Source organism: Flavobacterium caeni (assembly GCF_900101895.1).
Lineage (GTDB): Bacteria > Bacteroidota > Bacteroidia > Flavobacteriales > Flavobacteriaceae > Flavobacterium > Flavobacterium caeni.
Window position 1 is genome coordinate 119825 of record NZ_FMVF01000003.1, and the last position, 16891, is coordinate 136715.

A 16891-nucleotide genomic window follows, 5' to 3' on the forward strand; every position below is an offset into this window, starting at 1 on the left:
ATTACGTGCTTTTAGTAGTTGGTTTGGATGGTGGTGATTTTGGCGTCGCCCCAAAGACTCTCAATATTGTAGTACTCGCGGATGTGTTTTTGGAACACATGCACGACGATGTTGACATAGTCCATGAGCACCCATTCGGCGTTGTCTGCGCCTTCTACGTGCCACGGCTTGTCTTTTAATTCTTTGGATACGGTTTTTTGGACCGAGTTGACGATGGCATTGACCTGAGTATTGGAGTTGCCGTTGCAGATGATGAAATAGTCGCAGGCCGCGTTGTCTATTTCCCTCAAATCCAGGATGTCGATGTCGTTTCCTTTTACTTCTTCGATACCCTTGATGATGTTGGCCAATAAAACATCATTGTTTATATTCTTTTTCGTCATTTACTAATTCTGTATAAGTGTGCAAAGTTACCATTTTTTGTGATTAAATTTGAACCTTAACACAAGATTAAATTCAGCCACAACAAATTTCGTATGCGCTTTGTCAAATTGGATGCCACTCGTTCGACCAACGATTTTTTAAAGGAATTATCGGCCGCCGAACCTCTCGAAAACTTTACCGTTGTCAGTGCCGAAAGCCAGACCCAAGGAAAGGGTCAAATGGGTGCTGTTTGGACGTCGGAAGCTGGTAAAAATCTGACAATGAGTGTTTTGGCAAAAGATGTAGTTGCCGATATCCAATCGGTGTTTTTGCTCAATGCCGCCGTAGCGACCGCGGTTGTTGATGTTTTGAAACGGCATGCCATTCCGCAGCTGCAAATCAAGTGGCCAAACGACATAATGGCAGGAAATAAGAAAGTTGGCGGGATTTTAATCGAAAACAGCTTCAAAAGCGATGGCAGCGTGTCGTCTGTTGTCGGGCTCGGACTCAATGTGAACCAAACCAATTTTAACGGATTGCCGCAGGCCTCTTCGCTTTCGTTGGCCACCGGGCGCATGTTCGACCGCGATGAATTGCTCGTTCAGATTGCCGAAGCCGTCAAGGAAAATGCGGGGCAACTCGAACCAGCTTGGGAAAGATACTCCAGCCTTTTGTTTCGAAAGGGCGTCCCTACGGCGTTCCAACTTCCGAACGGGGAACGCTTTATGGGGATCATTGCCGATGTAACTTTAGAAGGAAAACTGCAGGTGCAACTCGAGGACGGTTCTTTGGTTGTGTTTGGGATCAAGGAGATCCAAATGCTGTATTAAATCAACGAATCACACTTGCCGCAAACCATTCCACGCGCCAAAAAAGCGCTTCCATACAAATAAAATTTTTAGAAAATATACAGATTATCTGTATCCAACCTAACTTTTTATTCGGTAGGGGATACCTTCATAGCCCCCTTCCCTAGAGCTAAAATACAATTTTTGAAGATTAGTTCCTTACAGAAAAACTGTAAATCGCAAACACATTCGAAAATGCCATGTGCTTTTTTGCAGGTACAATAACTACAGTTTGCCCATGTTCCCGGCCAGCGTCTCGATGAATTTAGAGATCGGCCCTTTGACCATCATGGCCATCATCGCGTTGAATTCGCCTTGGAAAAACAATTGTACGTCCGACTTGTTATCGGCCACAGGATCGATCTTGGCTTCGAGCGAAAAAGGCAATTTGTCGCTCGCCGCGCCCAAAAGCAACTTATTTGGAGCCGATTTTTCCTTCATCTTGAGTTTGATTTCGGGCATGCCCTTGAGCCCAAAGATAAACGAATCGTCGCCTGTAACTTCGAACTTGGCGATCGTATCGGGCATCAATTTCTCGAAGTTCTTGACATCGGACAATTGATCGAATAAATATTGCGCAGATTGGTCTACGCTAACCTTTGGACTTTCTAGATTCATTATTTTGAATGATAAATTTTAAATTTTGAATGGGCCGAGGATCAAACTTCGACGCCCCACACATCGGGATGCACGCTCCATTCGCTCAGCGTGGCTTGCTCTTCCTCGGTGATGTATTTTTTGGCGACGGCCAATGTGAGCAAGCTTGGGTAGTTGCTCAGCGTATACAAATCGACGTGGGCCTGTTTGAAGTTCTCTTCGGCGACCTCGAATCCGTAGGTGAAAATCGCGGCCATTCCCTTGACGTTGGCGCCCGCTTCGCGCAAGGCTTCGACGGCCATGAGGCTGCTTTTTCCCGTACTGATCAGATCCTCGACCACCACCACGTTTTGTCCTTTTTGCAAAAAGCCCTCGACCTGGTTTTGGCGTCCGTGTTTCTTGGGTTCGGGACGCACATAAACAAACGGCAATCCCATGCTTTCGGCAACCAAAACACCAATGCCAATCGCACCCGTTGCCACACCCGCAATCACGTCGGGTTTCCCGAATTGTTTTTCGATGTTTTTCGAGAATTCGTCGCGGATGTAGTTGCGGATTACCGGAAAAGACAGCGTCATCCTGTTGTCGCAATAAATAGGCGATTTCCAACCCGAAGCCCATGTAAAAGGATTTTTCGGATTCAATTTAATTGCATTTATTTGCAAAAGCAATTCGGCGGTTTTTTCGGCTGTATCTTTATTAAAAATCATAGTTACAAATGTATAAAGTTTTTGTAAACGACAAACCACTTTTTTTGACAAATGAGATTGTTAAGGAGACCGATTTCCAGTTGTTTTTGCTAGAGAGCATTGACATCGAACAGCTTATCGTCAAAATGTTCAACGGCAAGATCGACAAGGCTTATTTGTACTATCCGGACGAAAAAGAAATCCTCAAGAAACTCAAGGAAAAAATTCCGGTGCAAAAGGCCGGCGGCGGGCTTGTCTATAATCAAAATGGAGACGTGTTGTTCATCTTCCGCAACGGCAAATGGGATTTACCCAAAGGCGGCATCGAAAAAAATGAGGAGATCGAATTCACGGCCTTACGCGAAGTGCAAGAAGAAACCGGCGTGTCCAAACTCAAGCTCGGACGCAAACTCCAAAAGACCTATCACATCTTCAAACGCAACGGCAAATACAAATTAAAAGTCACGCATTGGTTCGAAATGACCACGACGTTTCAAGGAACCCCGCAGCCGCAAGCCGAGGAAGGCATCGAAAAAGTCGCCTGGCTCAATCCCTCGCAAATCCAGCAGGCGTTGCAGAATTCGTACGAAAACATCAAATTGTTGTTTGAAACAGAAAAGCTCCTGGAATAGGAGCTTTTCTTATTTCATCAAGATCGGTTGATTTATTTCTTGATCAACTTTTCAGTCTTTGTCGATCCGTCTTTTGTCGTGTAACGCAGCAGGTAGATTCCGTCAGAAAGTTCAGAAAGGTTGACTTGGTTTGCCGTTACGGACATGCTTTTTACCAGTTTTCCTTCCAATGTGAACAAGCTGGCCGATTGCGTTTCTGTAGAAAAAGAGATCTTGTCATCGGCCGGGTTCGGATAAAATCCTGCCGTATTTGCCTTATTCGGATTGACGAGTCCTAAAGTGCCGTCGGTTCCGAATTTGGCCAATGCGTGGTCAAAACTGTTCATTATGGCATCGGTCGTATAGCCACAAGTCAGTATGCGGTTGTCTGCCGTGAACAGTGAGGTCGATAGTTTGTCGTTTGTCCCTGAAAAGTCGGTAATCATGATGCCGTCCGGGGCAAACGTAGTATCGGGTGTCCCGTCGCTGTTGTATTTTGCCAGCGCGAAATTGGAATTGTCGCCATAAGACGTTCCCGAAACAAGGAACTTTTGGTTGGAGAGCACCTTGATGTCGGCCAGGCGTGATTCGCCTTCGATGTCGGTATCGATCCTTCCGCCACTGCCGAAAGCATTATCGATCGTTCCGTTGGCATTGAATCTCATGACGATGAATTTGTAATTGGCATCCGAATAGTTCAGATTGTCTGCCAGTCCGGCCAAAATCTTCCCGTCACTTTGCGTATCGAGTGCCATGATGCTGCCGTCGCCCTCGGGAAGCACGCCGTCATATACGCCGCCATTGGCAAAAGAAGTATCGAGCGCACCATTGATCGTGTATTTGAGCAACGTATAATGATTTGGCGTTCCCCAACTGCTGCCGCCGGCCAGGATTTTACCATCGGCCAGGATTTTCAGTGCGGTAATCTCTTCGTTGACGCTGCCCGATCCAGCCGTAGAATAACCGCCGACGCCAAAAGTGGTATCGATCGAACCGTTTGAATTGAGCCTCGCCAGGAAATAGTTGTGACTCGTGACGTCGTTGATGTCGGAGAAATTTCTTCCGGCAATCAATATTTTTCCCGTTGACAAAATCTTCATCTGATTGAGCGTCGAACCAAATTCCTCAAAATCATCCGAGAGTTGGGAAGAATCAAAAGTAGTATCGAGCGAACCGTCTGTGTTCAATCGGAACACATACATGTAGATGCCATTGCTGCCGCCGGCAATAATCTTACCGTTGGTTTGTATGGCTACCGCTGCAACAGCTCCATCTTTGGGAAGGATCACTTTGCCGCCGTTGCCGAAAGCGGTGTCCAATGTCCCATCCGGATTGTAACGAAGTACGGTACCGTAATAATCATCGTTGGCCAGAGTAACACCACCGACAATGATTTTCCCGTCGGTTTGCAGCGCCATGGCAGTGGCGGCATCGTAGCTGTTGTAAATGAAATTCATGAATTTTGTACCATCGTCGTCAAAGGTAGCGTCGAGCGATCCATCGGCATTGAAACGTGCCATGGCGATGCGGTTTTCTGAAAAACTCATTTCACTGTTGCCCGAAATCAGGATCTTGGTTCCGATGATGTCGAAATCGCGGCCAAAATCACTGCCGTCGCCATAAGAGAAAATCTTTGAGCCGTCACCGTCAAAAGTGGCGTCGAGCGATCCGTTGGCGTTGTAACGTATCATGAAAACATCCTGGGAATTGTCTGCGGAGTAACTGAATCGGTTGATGGCAAATATCTTTCCATCGGGTTGGATTTTCATTTTTCCATCGCCGTTCGAAGAATCGATATTCACCGCAGTTGTCGTATTTCCACCCGTACCGAAAGTATTGTCGGTGGTGCCGTTGGCGTTGATTCTGCCGGTAATCATGCGTGTTGGCGAATACAAGCGTCCGTTGTAGACGATCTTTCCGTCTGGCTGAACCGCCACATCGTAAAGGTTTGCGGCATTGGTAAACGTAAAGATTTTTTTACCCGTACTGTTGAAACTGGTGTCGAGCGAACCGTTGGCATTGTGGCGCGTGATGAAAAAATTATCCGTGGCCGCCGCCAGCGTATAACCGCCCACGAGTATTTTTCCGTCGCCTTGAAGCGTTACCGATACCGGCTTGTCGGCCGCGTTGACATTGGTGACGATTGTGCCGTCGCCGTCAAAGGAAGTATCGGGAAAACCGTCTGTAGTGAAACGCATCAATCGGTAGTCTTCGTAGGGTGAATTGGCATATTCGGTCAAAGCGACAATTTTTCCGTCGGTTTGGATGGCCACGTCTACGAGCCTGCGCGAAACATTGGCTTCGGGCGTGTAGATCAGGCCGTCGTCGTCAAACGTGGTATCCAGGGTTCCGTTGTTGTTGTAGCGCGCCATTGCGATTTCTCCGTCGAAACCTCCGCCAACGACGATTTTTCCGTCGGTTTGGACCGCTACCGCAAAATAATGATCGGCATATTCGTTGATGATGTTGCCGCCATTAAAGCCAGTGTCGGTTGACCCGTCTGCATTGACACGGCATACGAAGCCCCTGGATCTGTGGCCATCGGCTACATGTCCGGCCATCACTATTTTTCCGTCCGATTGCAAAGCCTGGCAAGTGACGTTGAAAGTGGCATTCGAGACATTGGTCACCACTTTACCGCCCACGCCAAAAGTAGGATCGAGTTGTGCCTGCATGGCCCCGACAGATAACAGCCCTGCAAAAATTGAAAGTAAATTTTTCTTCATGTTAATTTAATATATCGTTTGCGGTAAAAATAGAACAATATATGTGACAGACAACAGGAAGTTATGAACAGTTACTGTGCTAACGGTGAAGGCGGTAGACAGGATATTCCATGTGCGACTTTTCGTAGTGGTCGGACTGCCGGTAAATCCAATCCAATTGCGCAGCGCCCGATTCGGCAAAGGCTTTGTCGGAGGCTTTCTTTTTTTCGAATTCCGCTTTTACCGACGGATTGTCGCGTAAGATTTCGACGGCCAAATCCTCGAACACATAAGCCGAGAAGTATTCCTTTTGCTGCAACACCGAATCGAAGAAATTCCAGGTAAAGAACGAATCGTTGCCTTGCGGTTCCAGCATTTCCAAAATATACTTGACGCCGGGTTGTTGGGTGTCTATAAGGAAATCGCCTTTGCGGAACTTCATCTTTTGGATCTTGGTGTCGATCTTCAGTTGGCTGTGCGGATAATGTCCTTCGTAGGCCGATTTCGACGTCTTGAAATCGCCGATACGGTAACTTTCGACCTCCAACTCCGTGTCGTTTTCGAGTGGCTTCAAGACGATGCCGTTTATTTTGAGCAAGTCGATGACGGACCACCACGATTGCGGAACCACGTAGGCTTTTGGAATGATCACCTCGACCACGGGCTTGTACTGCTTGTAGTAGGGGATCTCTCGTTGGAAAGGCTTATTTTCGTCATAAAACAACCGCGGTTTTCCCGATATTCCGCTGGGTTTGTAATCGCCTTCGAATCCCAAGAACGGGATCGACGTCGTTTTAGATTTGTCCAGTTCCCAGAGCAACGGATATTTCATGCCGGGCTTTAAGTTGTCGAGATTCTCCCGTCGCAATTTCTTGATCTTGGTTGCATTTTTTTCGATGTAAGCGATCGACGAAGCCATGTATTCGTAGGTTACGCCAACGCGCGATCGATAATCTTTGAGCATGTGCGTCTCGGGCATCGATCCGACGGTGTTGAACAAGGCCGCGTAACCGGTGGAATACCGCGGGTAATCCATGAACATTTCGAATCCCGCATCGGGCTTTTCGTCGTGGATGTTCACATAGGGCACCGACGCGATGTTCTTTTGTTTCAAATCGGCCATCAACGCAGGGACCATTTCGGTGTCCCAAAAACTACCGAGCGCGCCGCCCATTTTTTGCGGATGCGTCGCGATGTAGGTAAAGGTATACTGGTAATCGGCGCCGTTACTCACGTGGTTGTCAATGAATACGTCGGGGTTGACTTTTTGAAAAATATGTGCAAAGCTCCTTGCATTTCGCGTGTCTTGCTTGACAAAATCGCGGTTCAAGTCATAATTCCTCGCGTTGCCACGAAAGCCATATTCTTCAGGGCCATTTTGGTTGACGCGCGAATGTGCATTTCGGTTGAGCATCCCGCCGATGTTGTAGACAGGTATGTTGACGATGACTACATTTTTCGGGGTTTTGATCTTGCCCGTGGCCAAATCGCGAAAGAACATCATCGTGGCATCGATGCCGTCGGGTTCGCCGGGATGGATGCCGTTGTTGATCAGCAAAACGGCTTTGTTTTTGCCGATTTGGTCAAAGTCAAATTCCTTGTCGGGATTGAACGTTACAACGTGCAAAGGCTCACCCGAATCGGTCGGGCCCATTTCCTGCAAAGAAATCGTTTCGAATTGCTGGTCGAGCTTTTTGAAGTAGGCTATGGTTTCTTGGTAGGTGGCGGTTTGGTTGCCGTTTCCGTTTTCGAAAGGCGTTTGCAAGTCGTGTTGCTTTTGGGCTGCCATAAGCGAGGTAATTAGGATGAAGACGATGGATCGAAGCTGCATGAATGTTATTGTGCGATGGGTATTTGTTGTAGGTATCAATGTTTCGATACAAACTTTAACAATTTCGGCAGATTTTCTGTAATTAAAAGTCGATTTTATTTCGTTGGGGTATACTTCCAATGCCCCCTTCCCATACGGTGAAACTACAATTTATTCGAATTCGGCTATTACAGAAAATCTATAAACTTCGATTTTCAATCCAAATTATTGCTTCAACCGCACCGAATCAGGCACCAAAACCGTATAATCGCCGCCGTTTCTGATGACATCCCGAACAATACTCGAACTGATGTACGAAGTCTTGGCCGCAGTCAACAAAAACACCGTCTCGATCTTCGAGAGCAAACGGTTGGTGTGTGCGATCGCCTTCTCGAACTCAAAGTCGGCCGGATTGCGCAGCCCGCGCAGGATAAAACCCGCTTTTTCGCGTTTGCACAAATCGATCGTCAGCCCCTCGTAGGTCACCACCGAAACGCTCGGATAGTCGGCAAAAGCCTCTTCGATGAACCGCTTGCGTTCGTCCAACGTAAACATGTATTTTTTGTCGGCGTTGATGCCAATGGCCACCACAATTTCATCGAACAGCGGAATGGCGCGTTTAATGATGTCGTAATGTCCGTTGGTGATGGGGTCGAACGAACCGGGAAATATCGCTTTTCTCATAGGTGCGGGTTATACCCAAAGGTAACAAATAATTCAGCCGATGCAAGCGTTTTTAGCACCGCGCTTCCTTGCAATGGCATGGTGCTATCGTTTCCACAGCAACTTGCGCCGCATGGCCAGTTCGATTTCGCTGTCGAGCAAATCCGAAAACGAAAGGTTGGCGTGCGCGGCCTGTTGCGGGAAGATGCTTTGCGGCGACAGCCCCGGGTTGGTATTGATTTCGATGAAATGCGGAATGTTGTCCATGACGATGAAATCGGCGCGCGAAAACCCCGACATGCCCAGTGAATCATATACCTTGGCGGCCGTTTCACGTACTTTTTGCTCGACTTCGGCCGAGAGTCGGGCAGGGGTGATCTCTTCGGATTTGCCTTGGTATTTGGCCTCGTAATCGAAAAAGTCGTTTTGCGAGACGATTTCGGTAATGCCCAACACCGTCGTTTTCCCAAGATAGTTGAGTACACCCACCGATATTTCGGTGCCTTTGAGGAACGATTCGACCAGGATGTCGTCGTCTTCGGCAAACGCAAACGACAGCGCTTTTTTGAGTTGCGATAGGTCGTTCACCTTTGAAACGCCCAACGAGCTGCCCGATTGGTTGGGTTTGACGAAAAACGGCAAGCCCAGTTTGGCGACGATTTCTTCGCCCGAAACCTGATCGCCTTTGGACAAATAGATCGAATTGGCCTTGGGGATGTTGAACTTGGACAAAACCGACAATGTGTCGCGTTTGTTGAACGTAAGCGACGATTGGTAAAAACCGCATCCGGTGTACGGGATCTCGAGCAATTCCCAATACGCCTGCAGGTGGCCGTCTTCGCCCGGCGTGCCGTGTACGGTGTTCGCAATGGCGTCGAATGTGATTTTTTGGCCGTTTTTGGTGATCGAAAAATCGCTTTTGTCGATCGGAAATTTCCGGCCGTCGACCAGCACGTTCCAGCCGTCGCGCAAGATGTGCACTTCAAAGACGTTGTATTTAGAACGGTCGAGGTTGTTCAGGATGAGTTGTCCGCTGCGGAGCGAAATGACCGATTCGTCGGAGTAGCCGCCCATGACGACTGCAATATTTTTCATGGATTGTGGTTTAAGGATATAGGGTTCGGACTTTTTGGGAACGTATTTGTGGTTCTGAAGCCTAGCCCCGATAGCAGTGGAAATCCTTTTGCTTGATGCTAAGAAAGCAAAAGATTGCAACGAATAGCGGGTAAAAGCTCCCAAACAAAATTATCATTTTTTACCGAAACCAAACGAGAAACCTTTACAATTTATATCTTTGCGACACCCGCGTTTGCCGCGCGATAAAACGACTTTTATGACATTACGCAACTTCTTGACCAGCAAGACCTTTTTCATCCAGCTCGCGATCGCCCTGGGTATCATCGCCGTTGTCGGATACCTGTTTATGCATTGGCTTACCTATACCACCGACCACGGACACGAGATCACGGTGCCCGATTTGCGCGGCCTGAGCGAACAACAGGTAGAGGAAAAGCTCGACGCACTCGATTTGGGTTATGTGTTGCTCGACAGCGTCGATTTCAGGAAGGAATTCCCGAAACATTCGGTGGTGGAGCAAGACCCGATTGCAGGCGCGAAAGTCAAGGAAGACCGCAAGATTTACATCAAGGTCAATTCGTCGGGGTTTACTACCGTACGCATTCCGAACCTGATCGAAAAAACATACCGACAAGCCGTTCCTACGCTCAAGGCCCTTGGGCTCGAGGAAGGGAAAATCACCTACAAGCCCTACTTGGGCAAGGACATGGTGTTGGGGATGTTCTTCAACGGAAAGAAGCTCAATCCGGGCGACAAGGTGCTCAAATCTTCGAAGATCGACTTGCTGCTCGGCGACGGCAAAGTGGCTTTCGACGAAGGCGGGCTTGACCTTGACAAAAAAGATTCCACCAGCAATGAACCATCGGCCGATGAATGATGAAATCGAAAACCAGGAGTTGCTAGACGACGACCTGTTCGAGCATTTCAAGTTTGAGGTGCCCAAAGGCCAAGCATTTTTGCGCATCGACAAATACCTGATGCAAATCATGCCCAATGTGACGCGCAACAAAATCCAAAAGGCGGCCGACAATGGCAACGTCTATGTCAACGATTTGCCCATCAAGTCAAATTACAAGGTCAAACCGTTCGATGTGATCCGCATTTTGCTCGAGCATCCGCCGTTCGAGAACCGTATTGATCCCGAAGACATTCCGCTCGACATCGTCTACGAAGACGACCAACTGCTCGTGATCAACAAACCCGCAGGCCTGGTCGTGCATCCCGGCCACGGCAATTATACCGGTACGCTGGTCAATGCGCTGGCGTTCCATTTCAAGGATCTACCGATGAATTCGAGCAATCGTCCGGGGCTCGTGCACCGCATCGACAAAGACACGACGGGGCTTTTGGTCATCGCCAAGACCGAAAGCGCGTTGACGCATTTGGCGTTGCAGTTCGAAAAGAAAACCACCGAGCGCGAATATGTGGCGATGGTCTGGGGCAATGTCAAAGAAGACCAAGGTACGTTGGGCGGTTACATCGGACGCCATGTCAAAGACCGCATGCAGATGGCGCTTTACGACGACCCGAATATGGGAAAACCTGCCGTGACACATTACAGTGTACTCGAACGTTTTGGCTACGTGACGCTGGTGTCGTGTGTGCTCGAGACCGGGCGTACGCACCAGATCCGTGCGCACATGAAGTCGATCGGGCATCCGCTCTTTAACGATGCGCGCTATGGCGGCGATTTGATCCTGAAGGGCACGACGTTTACCAAATACAAACAGTTCATCGACAACTGTTTCAAAGTCATGCCGCGTCAGGCGCTACACGCCAAGACACTCGGTTTTGTGCATCCCACCACCGGCGAGATGATGCGTTTTGATACCGCGTTGCCGCAAGACATGCACGAGCTCATCGAAAAATGGCGCGGGTATTCGAAAAACCATGAAATAGACGAGGAGGAAGCCTAATTATTCGAATTTCCAATCCTTCATCACCACCGAGCTGATCGTTTCCTTTCTCCAGATTTCGTTGCTGGACCACTTGGCTTTGGCCGTGTGCGAATCGCTTTGCCATTTGCTGTCCTCGATCGAATAGACGAGGCTGTTGTAGACGAGTTTGCGGTCGAACGGATTCTTGATCCAAACCTGCGTGGGTTTTGCCGTACCTTTTTCGACGGTTTGACAGAATTCGATTTCGAGCGTTTTTTCGGGATGAAGATTTTCCTTGACGGAGGTCATCGAATAAACCGTATCGGCCTTGATTTCGACTTCGATCCATACTTTTTCATGCGGATACAATTGCAGGATTTTGTCTTGCGCAAAATAAGGCCCTGGATTGACCTGTTGCACGTAAGTTTGCTTGACATTACGCGGCACGCGAAGGATGAATCCCGAACGTTCGGGGTGCAGGTTTGACTCCTGGGCATTGCTCGCTGTATATGCGACAAGCGCGCACAGGCAAATCAGTTTTTTCATAGCGGTTGTTTTCGTAAAGATACGAAACGCGTTCAATTCCTGATCAAATAACGCGAGCAGACCAAGATCCACAACAAAATCGAACCTTCTACGATGCGTTGGAACAGCCCGGTCCAAGCGCTGTCGGGTTGCACGAAAAGCACCGCCACAAAAACAAGCGCCGTCGCTCCGCAGCCGATGCCCCAACGGGAGAGTCTTTCTGCATTGGGCCAGCGGTGCGACACAAACCCAAGTGCGAGTACGGCAAGCGGTACGGTAAGATAGGTGAGCGCGCCCACAAGATTGTGTATGAATTGCGAAAGCGTCGGGTCGATGAATTCCTTGTTGCAGCCCGCATCGCACGGAAAGATAGCGACCGTAGCCGTGGCCAGTCCGTATCACACGCCAACCACACCAAGACCGATGGTGGTTCCGGGATGTTTCGGAAGTTTCAGGATGGCCAGCACCGCAAACAGGAACAAGCAGATACCACTTGGGATGTACACATAAAACCGCAGGGTTTCGCCCAAAGGCGTGCCCATCGCATACGATTCGCTGATGAGTTGTGCCGCATGGTCATACCCGGGGATCGATTGTCCGCCCAGGATGACGCCGCTTACAAAAAGCAAGACGCCGAGAAAACCCAGCGCGCCCGCCCATTTTCCGATCACAGGGAAAGCCCCATTTGCGCAAAGGTGTTGCCCTGGCTTACATCGCCCGATTCAAAGCCGCGTTTGAACCAATACATGCGTTGCTCCGACGAGCCGTGCGTAAAGGAGTCGGGGACAACCTGACCTTGCATTTTCTTTTGGATGGCGTCGTCGCCTACGGCATGCGCGGCGCTGAGTGCTTCCTCTATATCGCCCGATTCCAAGAATTGGTTTTTTTCCTGTCCGTAGTGTGCCCAAAGACCGGCGTAAAAATCGGCCTGGAGTTCGAGCGCCACCGATAATTTATTGGCATCGGCTTCTGAAAGCCCTTGTTGTCGTTGGCGCATCTTGGCCGAAGTGCCCAAAAGTGTCTGTACGTGGTGACCCACCTCGTGCGCGATCACATAGGCGATCGCAAAGTCGCCGCCCTTGGCCCCGAAACGCGTTTGCAGTTCCTCGAAAAAAGCCAAGTCCATGTACACTTTTTTATCGCCCGGGCAATAGAACGGCCCCGAAGCCGACGAGGCGCCGCCGCACGCCGTTTGCACGCTGTTGCGGAACAACACCAATTGCGGTTCTTCGTAGGTCATGCCGTTTTCCTTGAAAATCTGGTGCCAGGCATCTTCGGTGTCGGCGAGCACAACCTTGACAAAGCGACCCATTTTTTCGTCTTCGGCCGAAAGCGGTACCGATTCGGTTTGTCCTTGTTGTTGCTGCATTTGCTGCACCTGTTCGAGCAATTGCGTGGTATCGCCGTTGCCCATGAACATGCTGATCAATACGACGACGATGCCAATGACGCCGCCACCCAAGGCCACTTTTCCGCCGGAAATACTCCTGCGGTCTTCTACGTTGCCGCTTTCTCTTCTGCCTGACCACTTCATAATTTTCGTATTTAGTTGTTTATACTTTGATCCAGTTGGATAGGATTTGTTCGATGGTTTTCCTCACGATCGGCTTGGCCGCGTAATCGTCCATGCCTGCCTCGAGGCATTTTTCGCGTTCGCCGATGACCGTTCCCGCGGTGAGTGCAATGATGGGTACGTGCTCGGTTTGTATTTTTCGTATCTCCTGCGATGCCTCGTAACCGTTCATGACCGGCATCTGTATGTCCATGAACACAATGTCCGGGCGCTCCGCCGTGTATTTTTCTACCGCTTCCTTGCCGTCAAAGGCCTCGATGAGCATCGCCATCGGGACAATTTGTTTGATCAACGTTTTGGCCAGCAACATGTTGATTTTGTTGTCTTCGGCGATGAGCACCTTGATGGTTTCGTGTTCGACCACCATTTTTTCGGGTGTCGTTTCGATTGGCGGGGCCGATTCGGTGTGGTTCGCTCCCGCTTCATCGGCCGTTTCGAACGTGACTTCAAAAAAGAATTCGCTGCCCTGTCCGTAATGGCTTTCGAGTTGCAATTTGCTGTCCATCAACCCGAGCAACTGGTTCGATATCGAAAGACCGAGTCCCGTACCGCCGAATTTTTTGGTCGTCGAGGTATCTTCCTGCGAAAAGGCGTCGAAGATCTTCTCCTGGTTCGCCCTTTGGATGCCGATGCCGGTGTCCTTGACCGAAAAACGCAACGTGGCGCTTTGTTGCTGTTTCGACACCACATCGATGCCGAAGACAATTTTGCCTTGCTCGGTAAATTTGACCGCATTGCTGAGCAGGTTGATCAAAATTTGCTTCAGACGAATGTAATCGGTCTTGACAAAACGCGGCACGCCCTCGCCAATGTTCAATACGAGCTCGAGTTGTTTGAGCTTCGACTCATACGAAACCAACTCCATGGCCTGGTTCGCTATCACAAATATATCATATTTTTCGATGTCGAGCTCCAATTTGCCCGATTCAATCTTCGAGAAATCAAGGATGTTGCTGATGACTTCCATGAGCAAATGCGCCGATTGGTTCACCGTGCCCATGTACTGTTTTTGGATGTCCTCGAGCTTGGTGTTCATGAGCAGGTCGGTAAACCCGATGATACCGTTGAGCGGCGTACGGATCTCGTGGCTCATGTTGGCCAGGAATTCGCTTTTGGCCTTGTTGGCGGCCTCGGCGATTTCTTTTTGTTTGACGGCCGTTTCAGAAAGTTTGCGTTCGGTGATGTCGATGAAAATACCTTCGACGAATGTAATCTCGCCGTCCTTGTAGATGGGTTCGCCAAACTCTTCGACCCAAACCTCCTTGCCATCGGCGCGCAAAATGCGGTACACCGAATGGATGGGATTGCCGTTGTCGATGGCCAGCCGGTCTTCGGCAAGCGTACGTTGGCGGTCTTCGGGATGGATCAGGTCGACAAACGAAATTTTGTTTTCGATAAAATCGGATTTGGGATACCCCGTGAGCTTCTCGATCTCGTCATTGAGGTACACCTTGCTCCAGCGTTCGTCGTATTTGGACAAGTACACCGTGCCCGGGATGTTGTTGGCCAGCAATCGAAATTTCTCCTCGCTCTCGTAAATCGCACGTTCGTTGTTCAGGCGTTCGATCGATGCGGCAAAGTTGCCCGCCATCGTGTGTAGGATCTTGATTTCGTCTTCGTTCCAGATGCGCTCTTCGCTGCAATCGTCGAGCCCAATGAAACCCGTAAATTCATCCTTGATGAAAATCGGCAACACCAGGATCGACTTGATGTCGTTGGCTACAAGCAACTGCCTGAAAAAAGTGTCGTCCAACTGGCTCGTGATGGTGGTGAACGGCTTGCGCTGTTTTACGTTTTGCACCACTTCGTCCAGTTTTTCGTGCGTGAAATACTGTAGCGGCGTAATCTGCAAAACCAAATCCTGTTTGCCCCATTTGTACTGTTGCCTGATCAGGCTGGTTTGCGGATCGTTTTCGTAATAGTACATGTGGTGCGCGCCCGTCGCCTCGGCAATGATCGGAAACGTGTCCTTAAAGATTTCGTCCTTGGTCTTGCTGCTGAGGAATTTGTCGGTACACGCCGCCATGGCCGTAAGCAAATCGCTTTTGTAGGCGAGGCGCTGTTCGACTTCGAGTCTTGTTTGCGATTCGATGGCGATGATGATCAAATCGGATACCGACCGGGCAAACGTGATGTCTTCGGCGTCCCAATCGCGGATCTTGCCCGTGGCTTCGAAACTGACGATGCCGGTCAGCGTCCCGTCTATCATCACGGGCGTGTCGAGCAACGAACAAATATTGTTCTTGTCGACATAGTCTACGCACAATTCCTTGGTCATCGGATTGAGCCTGACATCGGGCGCCACGATCTGGATTTCGCTTTCGATCGTCGAAAAATAATACGGATAATCGGCGCGGCGCAATTTGAATCCTTTTTCAAACTTGTCCTTGTGACGCTCGTAAAGATTTTGACACCGAATATGGTCCTGCCCATAAATCCAGTAACTGGCGCGGTCTACATCGAGCGTTTTGGTGGTGGTTTCGAGTATGCTGCGCAAAATATCGTCGAGCTGCGTGCCCGAATAACTTTTGGCCGCGAATGCCTTGAGTGCATCGTTGTACCGTTGCGTTTTTTCCTGGCGGCGCAGTCGATCGTTCTCGACGTTTTTGAACAGGGTGATGTCGCGCGCAATGGCCGAATAGCCGATGACTTCGCCCGCCGAATCCTTGCGCGAATTGACTTTTTGCGAAAGCCAGATTTCCTCACCGGTGGTTTTGATGGCCGGGAATTCGATGGTTTTCTGGTTGTCGATCTCGGTGAAGAATTCGCTCACACGGCCCACATGATCGGGGCGGATGAACGACGAAAAATGCTTGTTGAGCATTTCTTTTTGGGTGATGCCGAGCGTTTTCTCGGCAAAATCGTTGATAAACGTAAACTGCCCACGTTTGTTGGTTTCGAAGATGATGTCGTTGGCCGATTGTACCAAGCTGCGGTACTGGTCCTGCATCATGATTTGCTGGGTAACGTCTTGGCCTATCCCGATCACGAGGTCTTCGTTGTACTTCTTATCTTTCCACTGGATGTACTTGTATTCGCCGTTTTTGCATTTGAGTTTGCGCACGTGGAGCCGTTCGTCTACATAGTTTTCATGGTAGGCTTCGCCGACGAACTCCGGGTCTTCGGTAAGGCTCCAAAAGCCAAGCCCCATCGATTCGGCCACGGTATAGCCCAATATCGACTCGATGGTTTCGCTGCAAAACGTGACCTCGCCCTTTTTGTTGGTGGCAATCGTGAGCGAGTTGCCTTTGTTGACGATTTCGTTGGCAAACAGGAACTTGTCGAAGTCCTTGCTGTATTTGGAGTTTTTGCGAAGCGTAAAGTACAAAAGCGCAATCGCGAGCAAGACCAACGCGATGAGAATCATCAACTTAATGTCAAAAAGCGAAAGATTCGGATTGTGAAGCGCAACAAAAAGAGGCCATTCTGTTACGGAACCGATGCTTTTGATGGGCAACGAAATCAATTGTAGGTTTGCTGGCATGTTGTGGCAATATAGTGGCTAAAATAGCAAAACAGCCCGTTCACCACAACAAAACCGCAACAAAATTAA

14 protein-coding genes and 1 pseudogene are annotated in these 16891 nt (G+C 49.3%); 4 read left to right on the forward strand and 11 right to left on the reverse strand.

Annotated elements, in window-relative coordinates; genetic code table 11:
• Positions 1–11: 11 nt before the first annotated feature.
• Positions 12–383: a ribosome silencing factor gene (rsfS, locus tag BLP55_RS02890; protein ID WP_091140827.1), complete on the reverse strand. Its 372-nt coding sequence runs from the start codon at positions 381–383 to the stop codon at positions 12–14.
• A gap of 93 nt (positions 384–476) precedes the next feature.
• Here rsfS and BLP55_RS02895 point away from each other — a divergent pair, with 93 nt between their 5' ends.
• A complete protein-coding gene (locus BLP55_RS02895; RefSeq protein WP_091140828.1) occupies positions 477–1193 on the forward strand; it encodes a biotin--[acetyl-CoA-carboxylase] ligase in 717 nt (238 codons plus the stop codon).
• 243 nt (positions 1194–1436) lie between these two features.
• Here the strand turns inward: BLP55_RS02895 and BLP55_RS02900 are convergent, their stop codons facing one another.
• The gene (locus BLP55_RS02900; protein ID WP_091140829.1) at positions 1437–1829 is read right to left on the reverse strand and encodes an orotate phosphoribosyltransferase; all 393 of its coding nucleotides are present in this window, start codon (positions 1827–1829) and stop codon (positions 1437–1439) included.
• A gap of 41 nt (positions 1830–1870) precedes the next feature.
• Positions 1871–2518: an orotate phosphoribosyltransferase gene (pyrE, locus tag BLP55_RS02905; RefSeq protein WP_091140830.1), complete on the reverse strand. Its 648-nt coding sequence runs from the start codon at positions 2516–2518 to the stop codon at positions 1871–1873.
• 8 nt (positions 2519–2526) lie between these two features.
• Here pyrE and BLP55_RS02910 point away from each other — a divergent pair, with 8 nt between their 5' ends.
• Positions 2527–3129, forward strand: coding sequence for an NUDIX hydrolase (locus BLP55_RS02910; RefSeq protein ID WP_091140831.1), 603 nt, complete (start codon positions 2527–2529; stop codon positions 3127–3129).
• Between the two features lie 32 nt (positions 3130–3161).
• Here BLP55_RS02910 and BLP55_RS02915 read toward each other — a convergent pair whose 3' ends face one another.
• From BLP55_RS02915 to BLP55_RS02930, 4 genes are all read right to left on the reverse strand, one after another.
• Complete coding sequence (locus tag BLP55_RS02915) at positions 3162–5834, reverse strand: T9SS type A sorting domain-containing protein (RefSeq protein WP_091140832.1); 2673 nt, start codon at positions 5832–5834, stop codon at positions 3162–3164.
• A 79-nt stretch (positions 5835–5913) separates the two neighbouring features.
• Positions 5914–7602 (reverse strand): M14 family metallopeptidase, encoded by a 1689-nt coding sequence (locus BLP55_RS02920; protein WP_244503406.1) that lies wholly within the window; start codon positions 7600–7602, stop codon positions 5914–5916.
• A 246-nt stretch (positions 7603–7848) separates the two neighbouring features.
• Positions 7849–8307, reverse strand: coding sequence for a pantetheine-phosphate adenylyltransferase (gene coaD / locus BLP55_RS02925; RefSeq protein ID WP_091140834.1), 459 nt, complete (start codon positions 8305–8307; stop codon positions 7849–7851).
• Between the two features lie 84 nt (positions 8308–8391).
• Positions 8392–9381: a D-alanine--D-alanine ligase gene (locus BLP55_RS02930; protein WP_091140835.1), complete on the reverse strand. Its 990-nt coding sequence runs from the start codon at positions 9379–9381 to the stop codon at positions 8392–8394.
• 238 nt (positions 9382–9619) lie between these two features.
• On the opposite strand from BLP55_RS02930, the gene BLP55_RS02935 reads away from it, so the two are divergent.
• A complete protein-coding gene (locus tag BLP55_RS02935) occupies positions 9620–10240 on the forward strand; it encodes a PASTA domain-containing protein (RefSeq protein WP_091140836.1) in 621 nt (206 codons plus the stop codon).
• The gene (locus BLP55_RS02940; protein ID WP_091140837.1) at positions 10233–11279 is read left to right on the forward strand and encodes an RluA family pseudouridine synthase; all 1047 of its coding nucleotides are present in this window, start codon (positions 10233–10235) and stop codon (positions 11277–11279) included. Before BLP55_RS02935 ends, BLP55_RS02940 begins: the two co-directional genes overlap by 8 nt.
• Here BLP55_RS02940 and BLP55_RS02945 read toward each other — a convergent pair whose 3' ends face one another.
• From BLP55_RS02945 to BLP55_RS02965, 4 genes and pseudogenes are all read right to left on the reverse strand, one after another.
• Complete coding sequence (locus BLP55_RS02945; protein ID WP_091140838.1) at positions 11280–11786, reverse strand: hypothetical protein; 507 nt, start codon at positions 11784–11786, stop codon at positions 11280–11282.
• 32 nt (positions 11787–11818) lie between these two features.
• A pseudogene (locus BLP55_RS17255) lies at positions 11819–12436 on the reverse strand (DUF998 domain-containing protein).
• Positions 12433–13299, reverse strand: coding sequence for a KPN_02809 family neutral zinc metallopeptidase (ypfJ, locus tag BLP55_RS02960; protein WP_091140841.1), 867 nt, complete (start codon positions 13297–13299; stop codon positions 12433–12435). The pseudogene BLP55_RS17255 and the gene ypfJ overlap by 4 nt, the downstream one beginning before the upstream one ends.
• Positions 13300–13318: 19 nt before the next feature.
• Positions 13319–16822, reverse strand: a complete 3504-nt coding sequence (locus BLP55_RS02965) for a PAS domain S-box protein (protein ID WP_091140842.1) — start codon at positions 16820–16822, stop codon at positions 13319–13321.
• Between the last annotated feature and the right edge of the window lie 69 nt (positions 16823–16891).